Annotated in this window: 23 protein-coding genes and 1 pseudogene; 14 read left to right on the forward strand and 10 right to left on the reverse strand. The window is 67.6% G+C overall.

The features are described 5' to 3' along the window. The first annotated feature begins 1 nt into the window (after position 1). From ACWEQQ_RS10960 to ACWEQQ_RS10970, 3 genes are read left to right on the forward strand one after another with little or no spacing between them, the layout of a single operon-like run. Positions 2 to 430: a roadblock/LC7 domain-containing protein gene (locus ACWEQQ_RS10960; protein WP_354834451.1), complete on the forward strand. Its 429-nt coding sequence runs from the start codon at positions 2 to 4 to the stop codon at positions 428 to 430. Continuing rightward, on the forward strand, positions 427 to 864 hold the full coding sequence (locus ACWEQQ_RS10965; protein ID WP_379382751.1) for a DUF742 domain-containing protein: 438 nt from the start codon (positions 427 to 429) through the stop codon (positions 862 to 864). The genes ACWEQQ_RS10960 and ACWEQQ_RS10965 overlap by 4 nt, the downstream gene beginning before the upstream one ends. Positions 865 to 880: 16 nt before the next feature. After that, complete coding sequence (locus tag ACWEQQ_RS10970; protein ID WP_354835302.1) at positions 881 to 1441, forward strand: GTP-binding protein; 561 nt, start codon at positions 881 to 883, stop codon at positions 1439 to 1441. Positions 1442 to 1781: 340 nt separating this feature from the next. Here ACWEQQ_RS10970 and ACWEQQ_RS10975 read toward each other — a convergent pair whose 3' ends face one another. Continuing rightward, the gene (locus ACWEQQ_RS10975) at positions 1782 to 2102 is read right to left on the reverse strand and encodes a hypothetical protein (RefSeq protein WP_379400928.1); all 321 of its coding nucleotides are present in this window, start codon (positions 2100 to 2102) and stop codon (positions 1782 to 1784) included. 461 nt (positions 2103 to 2563) lie between these two features. On the opposite strand from ACWEQQ_RS10975, the gene ACWEQQ_RS10980 reads away from it, so the two are divergent. Further along, positions 2564 to 3190: a DUF4254 domain-containing protein gene (locus tag ACWEQQ_RS10980; RefSeq protein WP_452341829.1), complete on the forward strand. Its 627-nt coding sequence runs from the start codon at positions 2564 to 2566 to the stop codon at positions 3188 to 3190. 129 nt (positions 3191 to 3319) lie between these two features. On the opposite strand, the pseudogene ACWEQQ_RS10985 reads toward ACWEQQ_RS10980, so the two are convergent. The 3 genes and pseudogenes from ACWEQQ_RS10985 to ACWEQQ_RS10995 form a co-directional block, all read right to left on the reverse strand. Then, positions 3320 to 3547, reverse strand: a pseudogene (locus ACWEQQ_RS10985) (hypothetical protein); the annotation flags it as partial. Then, the gene (locus tag ACWEQQ_RS10990; RefSeq protein WP_452341828.1) at positions 3548 to 4696 is read right to left on the reverse strand and encodes a fatty acid desaturase family protein; all 1149 of its coding nucleotides are present in this window, start codon (positions 4694 to 4696) and stop codon (positions 3548 to 3550) included. A gap of 30 nt (positions 4697 to 4726) precedes the next feature. Continuing rightward, a complete protein-coding gene (locus ACWEQQ_RS10995; protein ID WP_452348071.1) occupies positions 4727 to 5917 on the reverse strand; it encodes a ferredoxin reductase in 1191 nt (396 codons plus the stop codon). A 222-nt stretch (positions 5918 to 6139) separates the two neighbouring features. Between ACWEQQ_RS10995 and ACWEQQ_RS11000 the strand changes: the two genes are divergently transcribed. Continuing rightward, positions 6140 to 6751 (forward strand): TetR family transcriptional regulator, encoded by a 612-nt coding sequence (locus ACWEQQ_RS11000; protein WP_452341826.1) that lies wholly within the window; start codon positions 6140 to 6142, stop codon positions 6749 to 6751. Between the two features lie 19 nt (positions 6752 to 6770). Here the strand turns inward: ACWEQQ_RS11000 and ACWEQQ_RS11005 are convergent, their stop codons facing one another. After that, positions 6771 to 8105, reverse strand: coding sequence for an MFS transporter (locus ACWEQQ_RS11005; RefSeq protein ID WP_452341825.1), 1335 nt, complete (start codon positions 8103 to 8105; stop codon positions 6771 to 6773). 79 nt (positions 8106 to 8184) lie between these two features. Then, complete coding sequence (locus ACWEQQ_RS11010; RefSeq protein WP_452341824.1) at positions 8185 to 9165, reverse strand: helix-turn-helix transcriptional regulator; 981 nt, start codon at positions 9163 to 9165, stop codon at positions 8185 to 8187. Positions 9166 to 9267: 102 nt separating this feature from the next. Between ACWEQQ_RS11010 and ACWEQQ_RS11015 the strand changes: the two genes are divergently transcribed. After that, complete coding sequence (locus ACWEQQ_RS11015; RefSeq protein WP_452348072.1) at positions 9268 to 10692, forward strand: MFS transporter; 1425 nt, start codon at positions 9268 to 9270, stop codon at positions 10690 to 10692. Between the two features lie 16 nt (positions 10693 to 10708). Here ACWEQQ_RS11015 and ACWEQQ_RS11020 read toward each other — a convergent pair whose 3' ends face one another. Both ACWEQQ_RS11020 and ACWEQQ_RS11025 read right to left on the reverse strand, forming a co-directional pair. Further along, the gene (locus ACWEQQ_RS11020; RefSeq protein WP_452348073.1) at positions 10709 to 11356 is read right to left on the reverse strand and encodes a response regulator; all 648 of its coding nucleotides are present in this window, start codon (positions 11354 to 11356) and stop codon (positions 10709 to 10711) included. A 4-nt stretch (positions 11357 to 11360) separates the two neighbouring features. Continuing rightward, positions 11361 to 12533: a sensor histidine kinase gene (locus tag ACWEQQ_RS11025; protein WP_452348074.1), complete on the reverse strand. Its 1173-nt coding sequence runs from the start codon at positions 12531 to 12533 to the stop codon at positions 11361 to 11363. A gap of 108 nt (positions 12534 to 12641) precedes the next feature. Here ACWEQQ_RS11025 and ACWEQQ_RS11030 point away from each other — a divergent pair, with 108 nt between their 5' ends. Together ACWEQQ_RS11030 and ACWEQQ_RS11035 are read left to right on the forward strand one after the other, a co-directional pair. Continuing rightward, positions 12642 to 13583 (forward strand): ABC transporter ATP-binding protein, encoded by a 942-nt coding sequence (locus ACWEQQ_RS11030; RefSeq protein WP_452341820.1) that lies wholly within the window; start codon positions 12642 to 12644, stop codon positions 13581 to 13583. A 2-nt stretch (positions 13584 to 13585) separates the two neighbouring features. Beyond that, positions 13586 to 14329, forward strand: a complete 744-nt coding sequence (locus tag ACWEQQ_RS11035) for a hypothetical protein (protein ID WP_452348075.1) — start codon at positions 13586 to 13588, stop codon at positions 14327 to 14329. Between the two features lie 98 nt (positions 14330 to 14427). Here ACWEQQ_RS11035 and ACWEQQ_RS11040 read toward each other — a convergent pair whose 3' ends face one another. After that, positions 14428 to 14631 (reverse strand): cold-shock protein, encoded by a 204-nt coding sequence (locus ACWEQQ_RS11040; RefSeq protein ID WP_040813159.1) that lies wholly within the window; start codon positions 14629 to 14631, stop codon positions 14428 to 14430. Between the two features lie 394 nt (positions 14632 to 15025). Between ACWEQQ_RS11040 and ACWEQQ_RS11045 the strand changes: the two genes are divergently transcribed. Further along, positions 15026 to 15460 carry a flavodoxin family protein gene (locus tag ACWEQQ_RS11045; RefSeq protein ID WP_452348076.1) on the forward strand — a complete coding sequence of 145 codons (435 nt, stop codon included), beginning with the start codon at positions 15026 to 15028 and terminating at the stop codon, positions 15458 to 15460. A gap of 69 nt (positions 15461 to 15529) precedes the next feature. On the opposite strand, the gene ACWEQQ_RS11050 is transcribed toward ACWEQQ_RS11045, so the two are convergent. After that, a complete protein-coding gene (locus ACWEQQ_RS11050) occupies positions 15530 to 16495 on the reverse strand; it encodes a hypothetical protein (protein ID WP_452348077.1) in 966 nt (321 codons plus the stop codon). A 166-nt stretch (positions 16496 to 16661) separates the two neighbouring features. Between ACWEQQ_RS11050 and ACWEQQ_RS11055 the strand changes: the two genes are divergently transcribed. The 5 genes from ACWEQQ_RS11055 (at position 16662) to cmrA (ending at position 21368) form a co-directional block, all read left to right on the forward strand. Next, complete coding sequence (locus ACWEQQ_RS11055; protein WP_452341816.1) at positions 16662 to 17240, forward strand: PadR family transcriptional regulator; 579 nt, start codon at positions 16662 to 16664, stop codon at positions 17238 to 17240. After that, positions 17237 to 19264: an oxidoreductase gene (locus ACWEQQ_RS11060; protein WP_452341815.1), complete on the forward strand. Its 2028-nt coding sequence runs from the start codon at positions 17237 to 17239 to the stop codon at positions 19262 to 19264. The genes ACWEQQ_RS11055 and ACWEQQ_RS11060 overlap by 4 nt, the downstream gene beginning before the upstream one ends. Next, entirely contained in the window at positions 19264 to 19854 is a 591-nt protein-coding gene (locus ACWEQQ_RS11065) for a VOC family protein (RefSeq protein WP_452348078.1), read from the forward strand. The genes ACWEQQ_RS11060 and ACWEQQ_RS11065 overlap by 1 nt, the downstream gene beginning before the upstream one ends. 131 nt (positions 19855 to 19985) lie before the next feature. Then, on the forward strand, positions 19986 to 20408 hold the full coding sequence (locus tag ACWEQQ_RS11070) for a DUF4189 domain-containing protein (RefSeq protein ID WP_452341813.1): 423 nt from the start codon (positions 19986 to 19988) through the stop codon (positions 20406 to 20408). 165 nt (positions 20409 to 20573) lie between these two features. Beyond that, positions 20574 to 21368: a mycolate reductase gene (gene cmrA, locus ACWEQQ_RS11075; RefSeq protein WP_452348079.1), complete on the forward strand. Its 795-nt coding sequence runs from the start codon at positions 20574 to 20576 to the stop codon at positions 21366 to 21368. The last annotated feature ends 8 nt before the right edge of the window (positions 21369 to 21376 follow it).

The following is a 21376-nucleotide window of genomic DNA, read 5'->3' on the forward strand; positions in this document are numbered from 1 at the left end:
GGTGACGACCCACTACACCGACACCGATCCGCACACTTTCAACTGGCTGCTGGCCGACTTCGTGCGTACCACCGACGGGGTGCGCGACGCCGTGGCGGTGTCCTCCGACGGCCTACTCATGGCCATGTCCCAGGGCCTGGACCGGACCGCGGGCGACCGGCTCGCCGCGATCGTCTCCGGGCTCACCAGCCTGGGCCGAAGTGCCTCGCGCAGTTACGATTTCGACGGCCTGCGGCTGATCATGATCGAGATGGGGCGCGGATTCCTGCTGGTCTCGGCCATGAGCAATGGCAGCTGCATCGGCGTGATCGCCGACAACGGCGCCGATGTGGGGCTGGTCGGCTATCAGATGGCCGTGCTGGCCGACCGCGCCGGCGCGCTGCTGACCCCGGCCCTGATCACCGAATTGCGGGAGTCCTTGAGCCGATGAATGATTCGCATCGGCTGCCGGACGCGCGCATGATCGCGCCCGGCCGCCCGCGCGGCTGGTCCGGTGCCGCCGCGTCCGAAAAACCCACGCGAGATACGAGATTGGCCGACGATGAGGAACAGGTGGTGCGACCGTTCATGATGACCTCGGGGCGCACCACGCCGGTAGTCGACGGCCTGCGCATCGAAACCCTGGTGCGCGCCACCCCCGCAGCACTGTCCGCGCCGCTGCGGTTCGAGCTGGAACGGGTGGTGCGACTGTGCCAGCGCCCGCACTCCATCGCCGAAATCGGTGCGGCCCTGCGAGTTCCGATCGGGGTGGCGCGAGTGCTGGTGAGCGATCTGGTATCCGAAGGACATGTCTCGGTCGGCCGGACCGATGAACTCTCCACCGCTGCTCTGGAAAGGATCCGGGACCTTGTTCGGAACCTCTGACCCCGCCGACGTACCGCTGGCCTCCTCGGTGAAAATCGTGACCAGCGGTGGATTCGGCGTCGGCAAGACCACTTTCATCGGAGCGATCTCGGAGATCGAGCCGCTCGCCACCGAAGCCGCCATGACCGAAGTGTCGGTGGGACTGGACGATCCGGGCCTGGCCACCGGCAAGACGACCACCACCGTGGCCCTCGACTTCGGCCGCATCACCCTCGACCCCAGCCTGGTGCTCTACCTGTTCGGCACCCCCGGCCAGGAGCGGTTCGAATTCCTCTGGGACGACCTGCTCGACGGCGCGCTCGGCGGCGTCATCCTGGTCGACACCGGCCGCGTCGAGGACTGCTACCCCGTGCTGGACTTCTTCGAGCAGCGCGGCACCCCGTTCGTGGTGGCGGTCAACCGATTCGAGGCCGGACCGCGCTTCGCGCTCGACGAGGTCCGCGAGGCGCTGGACCTCTCGCCCACCATCCACCTCATGGATTGCGATGCCCGCGACCGGGAGTCGGTGAAACTCGTCCTGGTAGCCCTGCTCGAGCAGATCCTCCAGGCCCGCCGGGCTCCCGCCCTGGCCGTCTGACAAAAAATCGCCCCGGATGCGAACGCACCCGGGGCGATTGCCCGAAAACCCTTCGCTCTATTGCGAATTAACGGCCGAAGGATCCCGTCCACAGGGTGTTGAGCAGACCACCCAGGGCCGCACTACCGGTGTTCAGCACGCCGTTCAGCGCAGCGGAACCAGTCTGGATGATAACCGGGATCATGTTTCAACCTCTCTCTAGTGGACGCCGCCGCCCGGGATTTCCGTTCGGCGACCGGACCCACACTGCCGAGGGACACTGAGGCGAACCTTGCCGGTAGCTGAGAGGTCGCTGAGACGGGTTGTGCGACCCGTCACAAGGGAGAGGACCGTCCAGTTCCTACTGCGGCGGCGCCGCGCCCGCCGAATACAGGCTCACCTCGCCGTCCTCCCCCAGAAACGCGTTGACCAGCATCGTTCCGCTGGAACGCAATTCGTCGGGGTCCGGCGCCGCGGTCGTGACGGAGACCTGCGGCAGCGCGCCCCAGTTCACGACAAACCGATCGGGCGGTCCGTTGTCGCTGGACAGATGCGCGAGACGGAACACCGACACCGTCCGGCGAACAATCAGATTACGGACGACTTCGGCAATTCGCTCGGGGTCTTCCAGCGCGAACATGAAGCCGAATCGCAGTTCCGGCGACGACGCATAGGCGGGCACGAATATCGAGGCTAACGGACTACGGCGCGTCGCGCCCTCGGCACGCCGCACAGATAGCTATTCATAAGCCTTGGTAACCGACCCGCCGACGGGAAGCCTCGCCCCGGTCGAGCCCAGCCCTCGAACCTGTCTCACCCACCGCCCGCCGAGGTGTCGATCGGCCTTCAACCGCCGCGGCCATGTGACCGTCTTGTAATGCTGTATAACGATTTTCAGGCAGCTTCGCCGATCACGCGCCGGATGGTTGCGCCCCTCCAACTATCGCGCTTTCCTGAATATGTCCCGCATTATCGGACAGTCTTCTCATCGCATCGTCGCGGATTTCCCGGTTACTTCACCGTGTCGCTGGTGGTGGGCTGTTGCGTTCCGGGTGCGGGGCTGCGCCGGAGCCGAGGGGAGCCCCTCCCCGAAACCCCCTCGGCCCTGGCGCATCCACGCATGCGACGCCGAGGGTGGGAATCATGGCAATCGACTACACCGGAGCGGGTTTCGGGGCCGAGCTCCCATCGCCATCAACGCTGTTGCGCGCCTTCCGGGAACCGGTCAGCTCCGATCGTCGCGATCGCGACGTCCTCGAATCAGCCCACGAACTGGTGCGATGCCATGAGCATCGATCTCGCGCCCTGGACACGGCGCATGCCGCCGACGCCACCCCCGACGATGTCGCCGACAGCACTCACCGCGTCGACCGGATCGACGAGCGCCGGGCCGAACTGGTGGCCCGCATCGACGACTGGGTGGCGGTGAACATTCCGCACCGCGCCGGGGCCTCGCTGCACACCGAGACCCTCGGCGCGGTCATCGACCGCATGGCCGCGAAATGGGTTGCCGCACAACGGGCTCTGGGCAATACCGAGTCCGAGCCGGCACGGGCTCCGAAAGCAGGCGACGGGCGAGCGCGGCCCCACCATGGGGTGGAGAAGGAGAACCACCGCGCGGTGGCGCATCGCATCAGCGAGGACCGGCCCCGCCGCGGGGTGGATACGGAGGCCCACCTGCAGTGGTACCGGCTCGCCGAGCTCGCCGACGGCTATCGGGATCTGATCACGGAGGTCGCCCAGCATCGCCGGCGACTGCCGACCTGGTGAGGAGCCCAGCTAACGCGGGTCGATGACCTCTGCGTCGATGACGCCGGAATCGGTCACGCGCTCGCCATGGACCGGCATCGTCGCCGAATTATCCTGCGCGGGTGCGGGTTCCGGGGCTTCGTCGACCTCGTCGTCGAGGTCGTCGGTCAGGTTCGCGGCACGCTGGGCGGCCGCGTCCTGCGCGGCAGCGGCGGCGGCCTCACGCATCTCGATCGCGTCGGTGATCCAGTCACCGATCTCGCGGGTCACCTCGGCGACGGTGCCGGTGATGATCGAGGCGATATTGCCGACGTGTCGTGCTCCCGACGACGTCAATTCCTGGATCAGATCCTTGTTGCTCTCGAATTTGGAAATCATTTACACGCCCACTTCGCTCGCCTGCCCCCGGCGCATCACGATAACACCGGCCTGTGCTGAATTCTTGACCAGGAACGGCGGCAGCGCCAGCTTGAACAGCTTCAACCACACCGAACCGATCTGCCGGGAGAAGCGTCCGGTGTTGTAGGGCAGGCCGTGCTTTTCGCACAGCGCCTTCACCTCGGGGGCGATTTCCGGGTACCGGTTGGCCGGCAGATCGGGGAACAGGTGATGCTCGATCTGGTGCGACAGGTTGCCGGACATGATGTGGAAGAGCTTGCCGCCCTCGATATTGGCCGAGCCCAGCATCTGGCGCACATACCACTCGCCCTGGGTCTCCTCGGCGCACTCCTCCTGGGTGAACGTCTGTACGCCGGTCGGGAAGTGGCCGCAGAAGATGATCGAGAACGTCCACAGGTTGCGCACGATATTGGCGGTGAAGTTGGCCGCCAGCGTGGACAGGAACAGCGGTCCGGTCAGCGCCGGGAAGACCACGTAATCCTTGAGCACCTGCCGGCTGGCCTTGCGCCACTGGCCCTTGACCAGCGTCTTGACCTCCTGCCAGGACTTCTTGCCCCGGACGATGTTCTCGACCTCGAGGTCGTGGCCCATCACGCCCCACTCGAACGCGACCATTAGCGCGAAGGCGTAGAGCGGGTTGCCCAGCCGCAGCACATTCCAGCTCTGCGCCTCGTCCACGCGCAGGATGCCGTAACCGATGTCGCGGTCCATATCGAGGATGTTGGTGTAGGTGTGGTGCATGTAGTTGTGCGAGTGCCGCCACTGGTCGCCCGGGCAGACCGTATCCCATTCGAAGACACGGGAATTCAGGGTCGGCTCACGCATCCAGTCCCACTGGCCGTGCATGACGTTGTGGCCGATCTCCATATTGTCGAGAATCTTCGACACGCTCAGCGCGGCCACGCCGGCCAGCCAGAACGGCGGCAGGAAGCCCAGGTAGAGCAGGCCGCGACCGGCGATCTCCAGGCCGCGCTGGGCCTTGATCACCTGGTAGATGTACTCGCGGTCCCGGTCGCCCAGGTCCGTGGTGATGCGGGCGCGCAGCGCGTCGAGCTCGCGGCCGATCTCCTCGACCTGATCGACGCTGAGCACCAGCGGGCCCTCGGTGGTTTCGGTGAGGATCGCCATGATCCCTCCTGTTCAGATGGCAGAAATGAGTCAGAGAGCGAGGTCGACGTCCCCGACGGGGGCGTTGATGCAGATCTGGATGGGCTGATCCGGGTCGCTGTCGAGCTCCCCGGTGCGCAGGTTGCGGGTGCAGCCGCTGCGCTTGACGGCCGTGCAGGAGAAGCAGATGCCCATGCGGCAGCCGTACTCCGGGCTCAGGCCCGCAGATTCGGCCTGCTCGAGCAGGCTTTCGCCGGTGTTCTCGGCGACCACGCCGCTGCCGGAGAAGGTCACCTTCCCCTCGGCGTCGGCCGGGTCCACGACCGCGGTGGCGAGGGTGAACTCCTCGCTGTGCAGCCGATCGCCGAGCTGTTCGGCCTCGTAGACGGTGCGCACCGCGGCCATCAGGCCGGGCGGTCCGCACAGGTAGGTCTGCGCGGACGGGAACCAGGGCGCGAGGGACTCCAGCTCGTCGTAGCCGAAGCCGGCGTCGCGCTCTGCCTGATTCGCCCTACGCTTCGCTCCGGGCGGGTTCGCGGCCCCGAAGTCTCGATTCTTCCCTCCCTCCGCTCCTCCGCTTCGCTCCCCCGCTCCACTCAGTCCAGAATCGCGACGGCCGCGGACGGTCTCCGGGTAGCGGAATTCGATGCGGACATTGCCGTGCTGCATGGCGATCGCCTCGAGTTCCTGGCGATGCGGCACCCATTCCGGAGAACGGTTGTAATGCAGGAACAGGATGCGGCCACGGTAGCCCTCGTTGGCGAGGGTGCGCAGCATGGACAGCACCGGCGTGATGCCGCTGCCGCCGCTGATCAGCACGATCTGCTCGGGCCGCGGCTCGGGCAGGTGGAACGCGCCGGCGGCGGGCTCCAGGTCCACCACCATGCCGGGAATCGCGTTCTCGTGCAGGTGGTTCGAGACCAAGCCGTGCGGGTGGGCCTTGACGGTGAGTTCGATGTGCCGGTCGCGGCGTCCCTCGGCATTGACCGGTGAATAGCAGCGGGTGTGGCGGACGCCGTCGATCACGACGCCGATCTGCACGTATTGTCCCGCCACGTGCCCGGACCACTGCCGGGCGGGCTCGAGGGTGAGGGTGACCGAGCCGACCGCGCTGCGCCGCACGTGGGTGATCTCCGCGCGCATCGAGCGCCGGGTCAGGGTCGGGCGCACCAGCTCGAGGTAGCGATCCAGCGGGTGCGGGGTGGTCATTGTCTTCTGCACCAGGTCGAATAGTCCGACCATGTGAGCCTCCTGTCGCGTCGCCGGGCTGAGCGACGCCTCTTCGCAGTCGATGCGCCTCCGGCGTGACCTCGATGTCATACCGGACCCCGAAGGAATTTCGGTGCACATCTGTACACTGAGATAGTGTGCCGGGCGAAGCCACTCCAGTTCAACCGGCAGTTCGTGTGACCCACACGACATCTTGCGAATGGAACGAATGTGAACGCATGTATGGTGATCGAGATGAGCGAGCAGGCAGCTACCCGAGTCGAGCGCAAGGAACGCACCCGCGCGGCGCTACTCGACGGCACCCTCGCCCTGGCCGCGGACCGCGGCTTCGCGGCGCTGTCCCTGCGTGAGATCGCACGCTCGGCCGGCATCGTGCCCACCGCCTTCTACCGGCACTTCGCCTCGCTCGACGAACTCGGCACCACCCTGGTCGAGGAGGGCGTGCGCCAATTGCGCCTGGCGCTACGGGAAATGCGGCGCACCCCGAACGCGACGCTGGCGCAGACCGTGCGCTTCGTCTTCGATCAGGTCGACGGGAAGCGCGACCTGTGGGGCTTCCTGATTCGCGAACGCCACGGCGGCTCGGCCGCGCTGCGCGGGGCCATCGCGGTCGAAATGCAGCTCATCGAACGGGAATTGGTGGTCGACCTGTCGCGGGTGCGGGCGCTGGACGCATGGTCGCCCGACGATCTGGAGCTGGCCGCGGATCTCATCGTGTCCACGGTCGCCGACCGGATCGCCGACTACCTGATGGCCGAATCCCGGGAGAGCATACGGACCGTGGAGCGTGCGGTACTGCAGGTGCGGCTCATCGCGCTCGGCATGGGCGCGTGGCGGCCCGCCTAGGGATGGGTCGCCCCTGAAATCAGCGGCCGCGCACATCATCTCCGCGCACCGGCAGCAAGAGCATCAGGCCGACGATCAAGACGAGTAGCAGGCCAACGATTCCCGCCCGCTCGGCGTCGAACGCCCAGACGAAGAATCCGAAAAGGGTTGGGGCCAGGAAGGATACGGCGCGACCCGTGGTGGCGTAGAGCCCGAACATCTGCCCCTCGCGGCCGGGCGGGGACACCCGGGCCAGGAACGAACGTGCGGAAGCCTGTGCGGGGCCGACGAATACGGTCAGCGCCAGGCCGAAGATCCAGAACATGAGCGGACCGGACAGCACCAGCAGGAACGCTCCGCATACGATCATGCCCGCCAGCGAGGTGACGATCACCGGCTTCGGGCCGGTGCGGTCGTCGAACCGGCCGCCGACCAACGCACCCAGGGCCGCAACCACATTCGCGGCAATGCCGAACAGCAGCACATCCGAGTCCGCGATGCCGTACACCCGCACCGCCAGGATCGCGCCGAAGGTGAACACGCCGGCCAGGCCGTCCCGGAACACCGCGCTGGCCAGCAGGAACGCCACGGTGCGCCGATCGACGCGCCACAGTTCCCGGATGTCGCGGAAGAGCACCCCGTACGAGCGCAGGAACGACCGGCCCCGCACCGCCGCACCGGGGTCGGCCGTGGTGCGCGGCACCTCGGGAACGAACAGGAACAGCGGCACCGCGAATCCGGCGAACCAGACCGCCGCCAGCACGGCGACCAGTCGGATGTTCAGCCCATCCTCGATCGGCACGCCGAGCAGTCCGCGATAGTCGCCCTTGCCCGCGATGAAGCCGACATAGCTGATCAGCAGCAGGATGATCCCGCCGAAATAGCCCATGGCCCAGCCGAACCCGGACACCCGCCCGACATTGGCGGGCGTGGACACCTGCCGCAGCATGGCGAAGTACGGCACATGCGAGAGCTCGAAGGCGGCCGAGCCCACGCCCAGCAGGGCCAATCCCAGCCACAGGTAGTGGTGGTCGGCGTGCACGAAGAACATGGCCGCCATCACCAGCACCGTCAGCGAGGTCAGCAGTCCCAGCGCCAGCTTGCGTCTGGCGGTGGCGTCGAACCACTGCCCGGCCACCGGCGCGGTCACCGCCACCACCAGCCCTGCCGCTCCCAGCGCCCACCCGAGCCAGGCACTGGGCGAGATCCCGCCCGGCAGATCCTTGCCCACCTTGTCGGTCAGATACACCGAGAACACGAAGGTCAGGATCACCGCGTTGAACGCCGCGCCCGCCCAGTCCCAGAACCCCCACGCCAGCACCGTCGCCCGCCCGGTCGCCTGACCCACGGTGACGTCTCCCGAGCGCTCGCTCATGCAGCGCAGACTAGGCGACCCCACGGGCCTCCCGCGCGACATCCGCGCACCCCGCGCGTCCCGCACATGCGAGAATCGCTCACGCCCAGGCGCGGTCGTCGATCGTGAGGGTTCGGCCGTGAACTTGCTCGACGTGTTCGGACCAGGGGCGATGGCGCTCTTCGGTCGTCATGGACAGCAGGGCGTGGAGTTTGCCCCAGGCTTCGGGATCGGACGGCGTCCAGACCTGCATCCACGCGCCGGCGATCGAAGGCAGGGACATGCTGGTCATGTACATCTCGAGTTCGCCGACGGCGAGGTTGCGGATGATGCGGGTGCGGCCCAGCGGGAGGGCGACGTCGTTCCGCGCCCAGAGTTCCGCGAAATGCGGGCTCGCCGAGACCATGTCGTCGATGAACTCCACCCATTCGGGGTCGGCGAGGTTGCGGGCGTACGCGGAGCGCAGGTAGCCGACCATGCGGGCCAGGTGGTCCGGCTCCGAGTGGGGCGGGTAGGGCGTGCAGCACTCGTCGGCCAGGAAGACCTTGCGCAGCACGTTCCGGGAGCCGCTCATGAACATCGGATACATCGTCGCGTAGGCGGTATTGCGGGCCAGCACATCGTATTTGGCGCTGAACAGGGCCGCGGGCAGCGGATGCATGTGGTCGAGGATGATCTGCACCTCCTCGGGCACCAGCTCCTCGGTGATCGGCGTCGGCGCGGTGGGAACGTCGGCGAGCCGGTACAGGTGCGCGTGCTCCGCGCCGTCCAGGCACAGCGCCCGGGCGATCGCATCCAGCACCTGGACACTGCAATTGATGTCGCGCCCCTGCTCGAGCCAGGTGTACCAGGTGATTCCCACCCCGGCCAGCTGCGCCACCTCCTCACGCCGCAGCCCCGGGGTGCGCCGGCGCGCGCCCACGGGCAGGCCGACATCCTCCGGGCGGATGCGCGCCCGCCGCGACTTCAGGAAGGTCGACATCTCCTCGCGCCGGGCCTTGCGCACCGACCGCGAATTGCCGTTGCGCACGGCCGCTTCCGTAACCGTCTCGACGCCGCTGAAACCCGAGGCTGACACCATGACTCCATGGTGACGGTATTCGCTAGGGGTATCCAGGTGGTGCCAGTACCCGTATAAACAGACTCCTGTCCGCCGCTTCGGCCGCCGCGCACGCTGATTCCCATGACACAGAGCCTGACCCAGTCTCCCCCCGCGGCGGCTCCCGCCCCGGTAGCCGTCCGTCGACCCCTCGCAGTCCTGACCGTCATCCTGCTCGGCCAGTTCATGGCGGTACTCGACGCCTCCATCGTGAACGTCGCCATCCCCTCCATCCGAACCTCCCTGCACGCCACCGGTTCCGGGCTGCAGCTCATCGTCTCCGGGTACGTGATCGCGTACGCGGTGCTGCTGGTGACCGGCGCGCGGCTGGGTGACCGGTTCGGGCAGCGCACCCTGTTCGTCACCGGGCTGGCGCTGTTCACCCTCGCCTCGCTGGCGTGCGGGCTGGCCTGGAACTCCGGGGCGCTCATCGTCTTCCGGTTCCTGCAGGGCGTCGGATCGGCGGCCATGGTGCCGCAGGTGATGACCATCCTGCAGCGCTCCTTCACCGGACCCGCCCGGGCGCGGGCGCTGTCGGCCTACGCGACCGTCATCTCCGGCGGCATGGTCGTCGGCCAGATCCTCGGCGGCCTCATCGTGAGCAGCGATATCGCCGGAACCGGCTGGCGCGGTGTGTTTCTGGTGAATGTGCCGATCGGCCTGGCCCTGCTCGCCGCCGCCCCGCGCATCCTGCCGGCCGTCACCACCGGCGTGGACCGCAAACTCGACCTGGCCGGTCTGGCCGTTCTGACCGCCTCGGTACTGGCGCTGGTCGTGCCGCTGGTGCTCGGGCACGAACAGGATTGGCCGCTGTGGACCCGAATCGCCCTGGGCGCGTCCGCTTTCGGCTTCGCAGCCTTCGCCCTGGTCGAGCGCTGGGTGCACCGCCGCGGCGGGGAACCGCTCTTCGCCGACCGCGTGCTACGGGCCCCCGGCCTGGTGCTCACCGCGGCCACCCTGTTCCTGGTCATGTGCACCTTCGGCGGCTGGGTCTTCGTCCTCACCATCCATCTCCAGTCCACCCTCGGCTACAGCGCTCTGCACGCCGGACTCCTGTTCCTCCCCAATGGCGTGACTTTCGGCCTGGTGAGCCTGAATTGGACCCGCATCCCCGCCCGCTTCCACCGCGCGATGATCCCCACCGGCCTGCTGATCGCCGCGCTGACCACCATCGTCATGGGCCTGCAGATGCGCGGCGGCCGCGACATCGGCCCGCTCGAACTGACCGTCTTCGGCGTGATGGGCATCGGCTACGGCCTCGCCTTCAGCCCCCTCATGGCCCGCGCTACCAGCAGGATCCCCCTCGCCCTGGCCGCCGACGCCAGCGGCATACTCGTCACCTGCGTCCAATTGGGCGTCGTGATCGGCGTGGCTGCCTTCGGCACCGCATTCCTCACCCTCGCCGGTTCCACCGCCCTCTCCGCTGCCTACGCCGTCGGCGCCACCGCCACGGCCGAGGGCATCACCGTCCTGGTCGCCGCGGCCCTCGCGGTCAGGGCCGCCCGCTGACGGCTCGGGATTCGAATCAGCGCTCGACGAAGCCGGATTCGTAGGCCAGGATCACCGCCTGGGTGCGGTCCCGGGCGTCGAGTTTGGTGAGGATCCCACTGACGTGGGTCTTGACGGTCTCGGCTCCGATGTGGAGTTGGTCGGCGATTTCCCGGTTCGACAGTCCGCGGGTCATCAGCAGGAGGACGGTTTCCTCACGGTCGGTGAGACCGGCGCGATCGAGTTGCTCACGGGCGCGGGGATTCCCGCGCCCGTGAGCGAGCGCGCGGACGGCGGCGGGGTACAACAGCGAATCCCCGGTTGCGACAGTCCGTACCGCGTTGGCGATTTCGGCCGGGCGGGCACGTTTGAGAAGGAACCCGTCGGCGCCGGCGCGCAGGGCGGCGTAGACATAATCGTCGTTCTCGTACGTGGTGATCACCAGGATCTTCGGTGGCCGCGCCGTGGAACGCAGGATCGCGCGGGTGGTCTCGATGCCGTCCAGCAACGGCATTCGCACATCCATGGCGATCACATCGGGGTTCAGCTGTCTGCACAGCGAAACGACGGTCACGCCGTCGGCGGCCTCGCCGATCACCTCGATGTCGGGCTGAGCGTCGAGGATCGCGCGCAGGCCCGCGCGAGCGAGTGGTTCATCGTCGACGAGCAGAACTGTCACCGGCATTCGATCACCCTCGAGCCTGGACCGGTAGCTCGACCCGTACCCGCCACCTGCCGCCCTCGGCGCCGAGCCGCACCGATCCGCCCAGCAGTTCGGCACGCTCGCGAATGCCGCGGAGCCCGGTTCCGGCGCCGGCGGATATCGGGCCGATCAGCTCGTTGGCGATATCGAGGTCGAGCCGATCCGGCCCGGACAGCACCCGAACCTCGATCGGCACCCGTCCGGCGTGGCGCATGGCATTGGTGATGGCCTCCTGCAGGATTCGGTAGCCCTCCCGCGAGACCGGACCCGGAATCCGATGCAGCGGACCGATTACCGCGGCGTCGACCGTCGCACCTGCGGACCGGGCTGCTTCGAACAGCCGCTCGGCGTCCGCGAGGGTCGGTCTCTCATGGATCGGACGGTGGGGCTCGCGCAGCACGAGCAGGACCCGATCCAGATCCTCCAGTGCGGCGCGCCCGGTGTCCTCGATGGCGGTCAGAGCGCGTTCGGTGAACTCGGGGTCACCGGCCGCTCGCGCGGCGCCGGCCTGCAGGACCGCAGCGGTCAGGGCATGGCCGATCGAATCGTGCAGTTCGCGCGCGATCCGATTGTGTTCCAGCAGTCGCTCGGTGCTCTCCTCCAGGGCTCGCAGCCGCTGCGCGGCGGACGGCGCCAGCAGCGTGCGCGCCGCGACGGTGACCAGGTCGCCCAGGCCGATGACGACGATGCCGAGCAGGGCGATGGTCACCGGTATCAGCAGCCCGAACCACCAGTGCGGGTGCGTGATTCGCACGATGGCGTCGTGGGCGGGCTGGCTCCCGGTCGCCGCGCGCACCAGGTCCCGGGTGAGCAGCACGACCGGCACACACGTTGCCAGCAGGATCACACTCAGCCCCAGCCGGACTTCCAGCCACAACACGGTCCGCCATCGATCCGACCGGTCCACCGAACGGGCGGCCGTGATCGAACGCTGGGGCGCACCGTGTTCGCGGTTTATCAGGAACAGCTGTGCCTGCAGACCCTCCGCCAAGCGTGTCGCAGGGATCAGCCCGACCGGCACGGCGAGCGCCGCAGGCAGGTACCAGTGGGTGCGGTCGATGTACAGCCACAGTGCCACGATGGCGAGCGGCAGCGCCAGATGCAGCCCGCGCGAGTACGTCACCGGATCGGAAAACCGTGACACGACCGAACTGATCATGGCTTCATCGTGCCAGCCGCCTCCCGAGCCTCGGCTCCCCCGAATTGGGGAGACGGTTCACCCGGCAGCGGGAGGACACGATCCCCATACGAAACCAGGCTGAGGTCCATGACCACCATCGACCTTCACGAGCTCACCAAGGACTACGGCCCGAAGCGGGCGCTGGACCGGGTCACCTGCTCGGTGCGGCCGGGCCGGGTCACCGGTTTCCTCGGTCCCAATGGCGCAGGCAAGTCCACCACGATGCGGCTCGTGCTCGGCCTGGATCGGCCGACCTCGGGCCGTGCGACAGTGGCCGGTCACCCATTCACCGCCGCGCGCCGGCCACAGCGTCTGATCGGCGCACTCCTCGACCCCTTCGCGATGCATTCGAGCCGGACCGCGTTCGCACACCTGTCGGCACTCGCCGCCGCGGAAAGGATTCCCCGGCGGCGCGTGGACGACGTGCTGGGAGCCGTCGGTCTCGAGACGGTGGCCGGCAAACGGATCAAGACATTCTCGCTGGGTATGCGTCAGCGGCTCGGGATCGCCGCCGCCCTGCTGGGCGATCCGCCGGTGCTGATGCTCGACGAGCCGTCCAACGGGCTCGACCCGGAGGGCATCATCTGGCTGCGCAGTACGCTGCGCAGCTTTGCCGACGAGGGCCGGACAGTGTTCGTCTCCAGCCATCTGATGAACGAAACCGCTTCCTTCGCAGACCATCTCGTGGTGCTGGGTCGGGGCAGGGTCCTCGCCGACACCGGCCTCGACAACTTCATCGATCGCCATGCCCGGCCGCGGGTCCGGATTCGTACCGACTCCCCCGAAATGTTGCGCACCGTGTTGACCGATGCGGGCTTCGATTCGGTCGCGGGCGATTCGGGGCGCTGGTATGTCGAGGGGACCCGGGTCGGCACCGTCGGCCCACTGCTCGTCCGAGCCGGCGTTCCGGTCCTCGAACTTGCCGACGAGTCGGGAACTTTGGAGCAGGCATACCTCGCTCTGACCACGGACGCCGCCGAGTTCGCGTCCGCCACTTCGACCCCGACGACACCGGAAAAGGTGATGTGACAATGTCTTTCACAGCAATCCTGCGCTCCGAATGGATCAAGGCCCGATCGCTGCCGGTGCTGAGTGGCCTGGTCGCACTGATGTTCGCGGCCACCGTGGGATTTTCACTGACCGGGACCGTCAGCCTCGGCAGGCACGATGCGGGCAAACCGGGTTTCGATGCGCTGCTGATCTCGTTCTACGGAATCAATTTCGGTCAGCTCGCCGCTATCTGTGTCGGAGCCGTCTGTGCGGCAGCACAGTTCAGGAGCAACGGAGCGCGCATCTGGTTCGCGGCGGTACCGCGCCGGGGCCTGGTGTATTCGGCGAACCTCCTGGTGATCGGCGCCGGCACGCTACTGGCCGGTCTGCCGACCGCGGCGCTGTGTTTCTTCGTCGGGCAACCACTGCTGGGGGAGCAGCGGGTGCGGGCCGAGGATCCGGCGGCGTGGCGCGCGATCATCGGCTGCGCACTCTATCTCGCACTGATCGCCCTGTTCGCCGCCGGCCTGGCGACCGTATTCCGAAACGCCATGGCAGCCATGGGAATTCTCGTACCCGTGGTCCTGCTGCTGTCGTTCACTCTCGGCGACGTCACCCACGACGGCGGCCTCATCCAGTTTCTCCCCGACCGGGCGGGCAGACAGGCACTCGTCCACAACCCGTCGGGAACCCTCGGCCCCTGGACCGGCCTCGCCGTCACCGCCATCTGGGCGGCCGCTGCGATGTGGGCCGGATGGGAAAGCCTGCGCCGCAGAGATTTCTGACTTCGCCAAGTCTCCGGAAGTGCGCGAGCAACAACGCAACGCCTCCGAAAAGCACGAAACCCGCGCCGGTCGGCGCGGGTTAGGTGTTGTGTCGGCTCCTAGATGGCGCGGACGTTCTGCGCCTGCGGACCCTTCTGGCCCTGGCCGATCTCGAACTCGACTCGCTGGCCCTCGTCGAGGGACTTGAAACCGGAGCCGGCAATCTCGGAGTAGTGGACGAAAACGTCGGGACCGCCGCCGTCCTGCGCAATGAACCCGAAGCCCTTTTCGCCGTTAAACCACTTCACACTGCCTTGCGACATTCTTTTTAAATCTCCCTGTTGCGAGCCGAGCGATCACATCAACAACCCGTGCTCGCTACCAGCATGTCACACTCCCGCAAGCTGGTCAGCAACGCCCCGATCAGCTGCGTCCCGCGTGCCGACGGCGACGGCCTCCGCACCCGGCACGGGAAGCAACATGACAGTGCACTCGACCTGCGGTCCGCTCCGAATTGACATCCCGACATATATGAAATGCCATAGTTTCAAAGTGATCGACGGAACCATGACCACCGGAATTGGCCGTCGCCACACCGACACCGGTCCAAGAGTGCGAGCCCTATGACGGCCGACACAGCGCTTCGATGTCACGGTCGAGACTCGGGTGGTGTCTCCGGGCATGTCCGATCGATGCGGGTAGCGAAGGAGCGTTGTGATGAAGGTCCTGATCGTGTGTGTTTCGGTGTTACATGGCAATACGCGGCGGGTGGCGGAGGCCATGGGCGAGGTGCTGGAGGCCACGGTCCTGGAGCCCGAGCAGGTCGAGGTGAGCTCGCTCGGGGAGTACGACCTGGTGGGGTTCGGATCGGGGATCTTCAACCAGATGTTCCACCCCCGGCTGCGCGGGTTCGTGCGGTCGCTGCCGAAAGCGGAGCGCGGCAGGGCCTTCGTGTTCGCCACCAGTGGGTTTCCGCCGCAACTGTGGCCGATGGCACGGCTGGTCCGGCGCGCGGGGTTCGAGGTGGTCGATACCTTCTCGGTTCGCGCGTTCGACACCTGGGCGCCGCTGCGAGTGGTGGGCGGCGTCAACAAGGGGCGGCCGGATGCCGGTGATCTCGAGGCGGCGCGGGTCTTCGCCGCCGGGCTGTGAGCACGACAACGCTGAACACGCGCGCCCGAGTGGCTGCCGGATCTGGAGAGACCGGGCGCGCAGGAGTTTTCAGCTGACCGTGAAGGAGTAGGTGGGGGCAGTGCTCGCACCCTTGGTCGCGTCGTAGCTGACGACGTAGGAGCCGGTGGCCGGCGCGGGAACCACGAACACGACGACATTGTCCGCCTTGTCGATGGTTTGGTCGCGGTTGAGCAATTCGTCGATGGGGCCGCGGATATCGGCCACCACGTTCTGGCCGTCCGGCGTCTTGATGCTGAAGTACTCGTAGAAGACGTTCAGTCCGCCCGCGGCGATGCCGGAGCCGCCGACCAGCCTGATGTGCAGGGCGAGATCCATCTTGTTGCGCTCACCCTTGGTGTAGCTGGGTGTCAGTGTGCCGCCGGTGATTTCGACGGTGGTCTGGTCCTGCACCAGCTTGCCCGAGACGTTCAGCGTCCCGGGAGCGACGCTGTCGGCCTTCGCGTCGGTCTTCAGTGGGATCAGGGTCTGATTGTCCGCGGAGGTGCCGTAGACGATGGTGATGGTGTCGAGCAGGTGCTCGGCATTGTCCAGCTTCTTCACCGAGGTGGTGACATCGCCTGCGGCCGAGCCCTTTCCGGGCACATCCGGATTGTCGAATCCGGCCCCGGCATCGAGTGCGCCGTCGATCTGCACGCCGGGAACGGTGCTGAGCGTCTGGTCCTTCGTGGTGGTGTTCTTGTAGGTGATGTCCACCCGCACCTTCGCGCCGCCGAATTCGTCCGGCGTGACGGTGGCCTTGTCGACGGTGATCTCGAAGCCCTCGTACCAACCGGTCTTGCCGATAGTGCGCACGGTCGCCTGGGAGTTCGTGCCGCCGGGCCCGAGGGTGCCACCCGGAGCGGCAGTGTCATTCGGCTGCCCGGCGCCCTGTGCCGCGGCGCTCACCGAAGTCGGCGTGGCCCCGGTGGTGTCCTTGTCATTGCAGGCCGTCATCAGCACCGCGGATGTCGCGATGAGCACCGCGGCCCCCACCGTCGTGAATGCCGAACGCATGTTTCCTCCCCTGAGTCCACCCCCGCCCAGCACCCCGGGCGGGTGATTTGCTCTGAAATCCGGTTCGCTACCGGCCGCGTTAACCGACACACCGGCGAATCCGCACCACGCCGACACCTTATGCACTGAATTGCATAGTACGTCTCGTCTCAGTTACCCTGGCGGCATGGCCCTCGAACACGCGCTGCTGGTATCGCTGACCGAACGCGCCAGCTCGGGATACGACCTGGCGCGCCGTTTCGACAAATCCATCGGATTCTTCTGGAACGCTACCCACCAGCAGATCTATCGCGTGCTCAAGCGCATGGACGAGCAGGGCTGGGTCATCGCGGAGACCGTGCCCCAGGAGGGCCGCCCGGACAAGAAGGTCTACACCGTCTCCGACGCCGGCCGGGCCGAACTGATCCGCTGGATCGCCGAACCCGCCGATCTGGAACCCATGCGCAACGAACTCGGCGTGAAGCTGCGAGCCGCCTCCCTCGGCGATGTCGGCGCGCTCACCGCCGAGGTGCAGCGCCACCGCGACCAGCACGCGCACCGGCTCGACCTGTACCGCACCTTCGAGAAGAAGGACTACCCGGCGCCGGATCAGCTCACCGGCCCCAAGCTGCACCAGTACCTCGTCCTGCGCGGCGGCATCCGCGTCGAGGAGGGAATCGTCGACTGGTGCGAGGAAGTACTCGACGCCCTCGAGCGCGACTCAGCCCGGTCGCAGGCGTCCGAACCGAAAGGCACTCAGCGATGAGCGCGTACCCGCACCTGTTCGAACCCCTGGACCTGGGATTCACCACGCTGCGCAATCGCGTGGTCATGGGTTCCATGCACACCGGCCTCGAGGATCGGGCCTGGCACACCAACCGGCTGGCCGCCTACTTCGCCGAGCGGGCCAAAGGCGGTGTCGGGCTGATCATCACGGGCGGTTACGCCCCCAACCGCACCGGCTGGCTACTGCCCTTCGGCGCCAAGCTGACCAACAAGACCGAGGCCTACCGGCACCGTGCCATCACCAGGGCGGTGCACGCCGAGGGCGGCAAGATCGCGCTGCAGATCCTGCACGCGGGCCGCTACTCCTACATGCCGACCAGCGTGTCCGCCTCCGCCATCAAGGCCCCCATCAACCCGTTCAAGCCCCGCGCGCTCTCGTCCAAGGGCGTCGAGGACACCATCGACGACTACGCGCGCTGCGCCTACCTGGCCAAGTTCGCCGGGTACGACGGCGTCGAAATCATGGGTGGTGAAGGCTATTTCATCAACCAGTTCCTGGCCGAGCGCACCAACAAGCGCAAGGACAAGTGGGGCGGTTCGCCGGAGAACCGCCGCCGCATCGCGGGCGAGATCGTGCGCCGGGTGCGCAAGGCGGTCGGGCCGGACTTCATCATCGTCTTCCGACTGTCCATGGCCGACTTCGTGGAGAAGGGCCAGACCTGGGACGAAATCGCCGCCGTCGCACGGGATGTGGAAGCCGCCGGCGCCACCATCATCAATACCGACATCGGCTGGCACGAGGCCCGGGTGCCCACCATCGTCACCTCGGTGCCGCGTGCGGCGTTCGTGGAGTGGACCGCGAAGGTCAAGGACCTGGTGAGCATTCCGGTGTGCGCGTCCAACCGCATCAATATGCCGGAGACCGCCGAGGAGATCCTCATCCGCGGCGACTCCGACCTGGTGTCGCTGGCCCGCCCGCTGCTCGCCGACCCGGACTGGGCGCGCAAGGCCCAGGACGCGCGGGGGGACGAGATCAATACCTGCATCGCCTGCAACCAGGCCTGCCTGGACCACGCCTTCCAGGCCAAAACCGTGTCCTGCCTGCTGAATCCGCGCGCCGGCCACGAGACCGAGCTGAAGCTGCTGCCCACCCGCCGGACCCGGAAGTTCGCCGTGGTGGGCGCGGGACCGGCCGGGCTCTCGGCCGCGGTCAGCCTGGCCCAGCGCGGGCATCACGTGGACCTGTTCGAGTCCGACGACAAGATCGGCGGGCAGTTCGACATCGCCCGCCGGATCCCGGGCAAGGAAGAGTTCAACGAGACCCTGCGCTACTACACCCGGCAGCTCGAAATCACCGGTGTGCGTGTGCATCTCGAGACCCGGGCCACCGCCGAGCAGCTCATCGCGGGCGGTTACGCCGAGGTCATCCTGGCCACCGGCGTGAAGCCGCGCATCCCCGATATCCCCGGCATCGACCACCCGAAGGTGCTCACCTACGCCGAGCTGGTGCGCGACGGCAAGCCGGTGGGCAAGAAGGTGGCCGTCATCGGCGCCGGCGGCATCGGCTTCGACGTGAGCGAATTCCTCACCGTCGAAGGACATCCCAGCCTCAAGCTCGACGAGTGGAAGGAAGAGTGGGGCGTCTCCGACGATCCCACCGTCCCCGGCTTCGTCACCACCCCCAGGCCCTCCCCCGCCGCCCGGGAAGTCGTACTGCTGCAGCGCAAGTCGTCCTCCTTCGGCAAGGGACTGGGCAAGACCACCGGCTGGGTGCACCGGGCCGCGGTCAAGGCCAAGGGCGTCGAGCAGATCGGCGGCGTCAACTACGAGCGCATCGACGACCGGGGCCTGCACATCAGCTTCGGCGAGAAGCGCCAGCGCCCGCAGATCATCGAATGCGACAACGTGATCCTGTGCGCGGGCCAGGAATCCGTGCGCGACCTGCACGAGCCGCTGCAGAACGCGGGCGTGAAGGTGCACCTCATCGGCGGCGCCGACCTGGCCGCCGAACTCGACGCCAAGCGTGCCATCAACCAGGGCACCCGGCTGGCGGCGGCCCTGTAATGCCGAACCTCACCCGCCTGGGACTGCCCGGAGACGAGCAGTCCTGGGCGGCACTGGGTTTCACCGTCAGCGGCGGCCGAGTGCAGATCGGCCGCGTCGCCTGCACCCTGGGCGAGCCCGCCTGGGGCTTCGACGAAACCCATGCCGCCCCCGAATCACTCGGCATCCCGTACCTGGAATCGACGAGGCCCGAAGCTGATTCCATGCCGATGCATCCGAACGGCGTGATCACCGTCGATCACGTCGTCTACTGGGTGCCCGATCTGGACGACGCCGTCGCCGATCTGACCGCCGTCCTCGGCGTCCCGCCGCGCCGGCGCTTCTTCCCGCGCGGCCCGGAGGGACCTGAAATGGCCTTCTACCGGGTCGGCGAACCGTTCATCGAGGCCGTGTCCTCCGGCCGCGCGCCCGCCCTGACCGGCGTCGCCTTCCTGTCCCCCGACCTGGACGCCACCGTCGCCGCCGTCCGCGCCGCGGGCGGCCCGATCGGCGACCCCAAACCCGCCGTCCAGGGCGGCCGCATAGCCAGCGTCTGGCACGGCCACCTGAACTGGGGCATCGCCTTCATGGAGCCCAAGCCCGGCAATTGACCGGTCCCGACATTTCCGGCCGGAATCCGAAATGACCGATACACCAACCGATTCAGATGGTCGGGAATGTCGTACCACCCTGCCATGATCGCGGAGCACTTGCTTCAACGATCCTGGGGGAGAAATTCTCTATGCATCTGTCTCGTAAGGCCGCCGCCGGTGCGGCGGCCTCCGCCGCCGCCGCGCTGATGAGCACCGGCATGGGAACGGCGCACGCCGACTACGACTACTACGGCTCCTTCGCTGTCGCCGACCGGGGCGACCAGTGGTCCATCGGCTACGCCTACAACGCGCCCGACCAGGGCCGCGCCGACGCCGACGCCATGGACCAGTGCGGCTACTCCAACTGTGTGGTGGAGCTGCGCTGGAACAACGGCTGCGCCGCCCTCGTGGACCGCGACGGCCGCCTGTACACCGGCCTGGGCAACAACCTGGCCGCCGCCGAGCGCAATGCTCTCGCGGCCAGCGGCCCGGACCCGAACCCCCTGATGGTGAGCCTGGGCAGCGCGGATCCCTCCCAGGCCAGCGTCCTCATCTCGAAGTGCACCGCCTGATCTCGACGTGCACCGCCTGATCCGGGCAGGCACTTCCTGATCCGCCCGCCGGACACGCGCTGAACGGCGCGAACGCGGGCGTGCGGGTGGGGTGGTTTCCCTTTCGTGTACCCCACCCGCACGCCGAGCGCACCATCCGCGCGAACATCGGTAGGCTCGGGTCCCGTGAGCCTGCCTGTACCCACCGCCGACAATCGTGCCGTCGTCACCGGAGCCTCCTCCGGGATCGGCACCGCCCTCGCCGAAGAGCTTGCCTCGCGGGGCTACTCGCTGATCCTCGTCGCCCGCCGCGGCGACCTGCTGGCCGAGCTGGCACAGCGGCTGACCAAGCGGTACGGCATCACCGCCGAGGTGCGCGCGGTGGACCTGTCCGACCGCGATCAGCGCGCGCCGCTGGCCAAGGAGCTGGCCGCGCGGGACATCGCCATCCTCTGCAACAACGCCGGTGTCTCCACCTTCGGCCCGCTGGCCAAGCTGGACCTGGACTACGAGCGCGACATCATGGAACTGAATGCCGTTGCCGTGCATGATCTCACGCTGGCCGTGCTGCCGGGCATGCTGGAGCGCCGGGCGGGCGGCATCCTCGTCACCGGCTCGGCGGCGGGCAATATGCCGATTCCGAACAACACCACCTACTCCGCGAGCAAGGCGTTCGTGAACACCTTCTCCGAGTCGCTACGCGGTGAGCTCAAGGGCACCGGCATCAATGTCACCCTGCTGGCTCCCGGCCCGGTCCGTACCGACAACCCGGACCAGGAGGAGATGGGCAACAAGATCCCGGAGTTCATCTGGGTCACCGCCGCCCACACCGCCAAGATCACCATCGACGCGCTCGCCCGCAACAAGATGCGCGTGGTCCCGGGCCTGATCAGCAAGGGTATGAGCCTGGCCGGGCAGTTCGGCCCGCGCTCGATCACCTCGGTGGTGGCCGGCGCCGCCTACAAGAAGCTCGGCAGCTGATCAGCAAA

This window comes from Nocardia sp. NPDC004123 (assembly GCF_053603795.1).

Excerpts from the sequence above, each read along its gene's own strand:
- ACWEQQ_RS10965 (WP_379382751.1), top strand. The coding sequence starts at position 427 with ATGAATGATTCGCATCGGCTGCCGGACGCGCGCATGATCGCGCCCGGC.
- ACWEQQ_RS10980 (WP_452341829.1), top strand. The coding sequence starts at position 2,564 with ATGGCAATCGACTACACCGGAGCGGGTTTCGGGGCCGAGCTCCCATCG.
- ACWEQQ_RS10990 (WP_452341828.1), bottom strand. The coding sequence starts at position 4,696 with ATGGCGATCCTCACCGAAACCACCGAGGGCCCGCTGGTGCTCAGCGTC.
- ACWEQQ_RS10995 (WP_452348071.1), bottom strand. The coding sequence starts at position 5,917 with ATGGTCGGACTATTCGACCTGGTGCAGAAGACAATGACCACCCCGCAC.
- ACWEQQ_RS11000 (WP_452341826.1), top strand. The coding sequence starts at position 6,140 with ATGAGCGAGCAGGCAGCTACCCGAGTCGAGCGCAAGGAACGCACCCGC.
- ACWEQQ_RS11005 (WP_452341825.1), bottom strand. The coding sequence starts at position 8,105 with ATGAGCGAGCGCTCGGGAGACGTCACCGTGGGTCAGGCGACCGGGCGG.
- ACWEQQ_RS11010 (WP_452341824.1), bottom strand. The coding sequence starts at position 9,165 with ATGGTGTCAGCCTCGGGTTTCAGCGGCGTCGAGACGGTTACGGAAGCG.
- ACWEQQ_RS11015 (WP_452348072.1), top strand. The coding sequence starts at position 9,268 with ATGACACAGAGCCTGACCCAGTCTCCCCCCGCGGCGGCTCCCGCCCCG.
- ACWEQQ_RS11020 (WP_452348073.1), bottom strand. The coding sequence starts at position 11,356 with ATGCCGGTGACAGTTCTGCTCGTCGACGATGAACCACTCGCTCGCGCG.
- ACWEQQ_RS11025 (WP_452348074.1), bottom strand. The coding sequence starts at position 12,533 with ATGATCAGTTCGGTCGTGTCACGGTTTTCCGATCCGGTGACGTACTCG.
- ACWEQQ_RS11030 (WP_452341820.1), top strand. The coding sequence starts at position 12,642 with ATGACCACCATCGACCTTCACGAGCTCACCAAGGACTACGGCCCGAAG.
- ACWEQQ_RS11035 (WP_452348075.1), top strand. The coding sequence starts at position 13,586 with ATGTCTTTCACAGCAATCCTGCGCTCCGAATGGATCAAGGCCCGATCG.
- ACWEQQ_RS11040 (WP_040813159.1), bottom strand. The coding sequence starts at position 14,631 with ATGTCGCAAGGCAGTGTGAAGTGGTTTAACGGCGAAAAGGGCTTCGGG.
- ACWEQQ_RS11045 (WP_452348076.1), top strand. The coding sequence starts at position 15,026 with ATGAAGGTCCTGATCGTGTGTGTTTCGGTGTTACATGGCAATACGCGG.
- ACWEQQ_RS11050 (WP_452348077.1), bottom strand. The coding sequence starts at position 16,495 with ATGCGTTCGGCATTCACGACGGTGGGGGCCGCGGTGCTCATCGCGACA.
- ACWEQQ_RS11055 (WP_452341816.1), top strand. The coding sequence starts at position 16,662 with ATGGCCCTCGAACACGCGCTGCTGGTATCGCTGACCGAACGCGCCAGC.
- ACWEQQ_RS11060 (WP_452341815.1), top strand. The coding sequence starts at position 17,237 with ATGAGCGCGTACCCGCACCTGTTCGAACCCCTGGACCTGGGATTCACC.
- ACWEQQ_RS11065 (WP_452348078.1), top strand. The coding sequence starts at position 19,264 with ATGCCGAACCTCACCCGCCTGGGACTGCCCGGAGACGAGCAGTCCTGG.
- ACWEQQ_RS11070 (WP_452341813.1), top strand. The coding sequence starts at position 19,986 with ATGCATCTGTCTCGTAAGGCCGCCGCCGGTGCGGCGGCCTCCGCCGCC.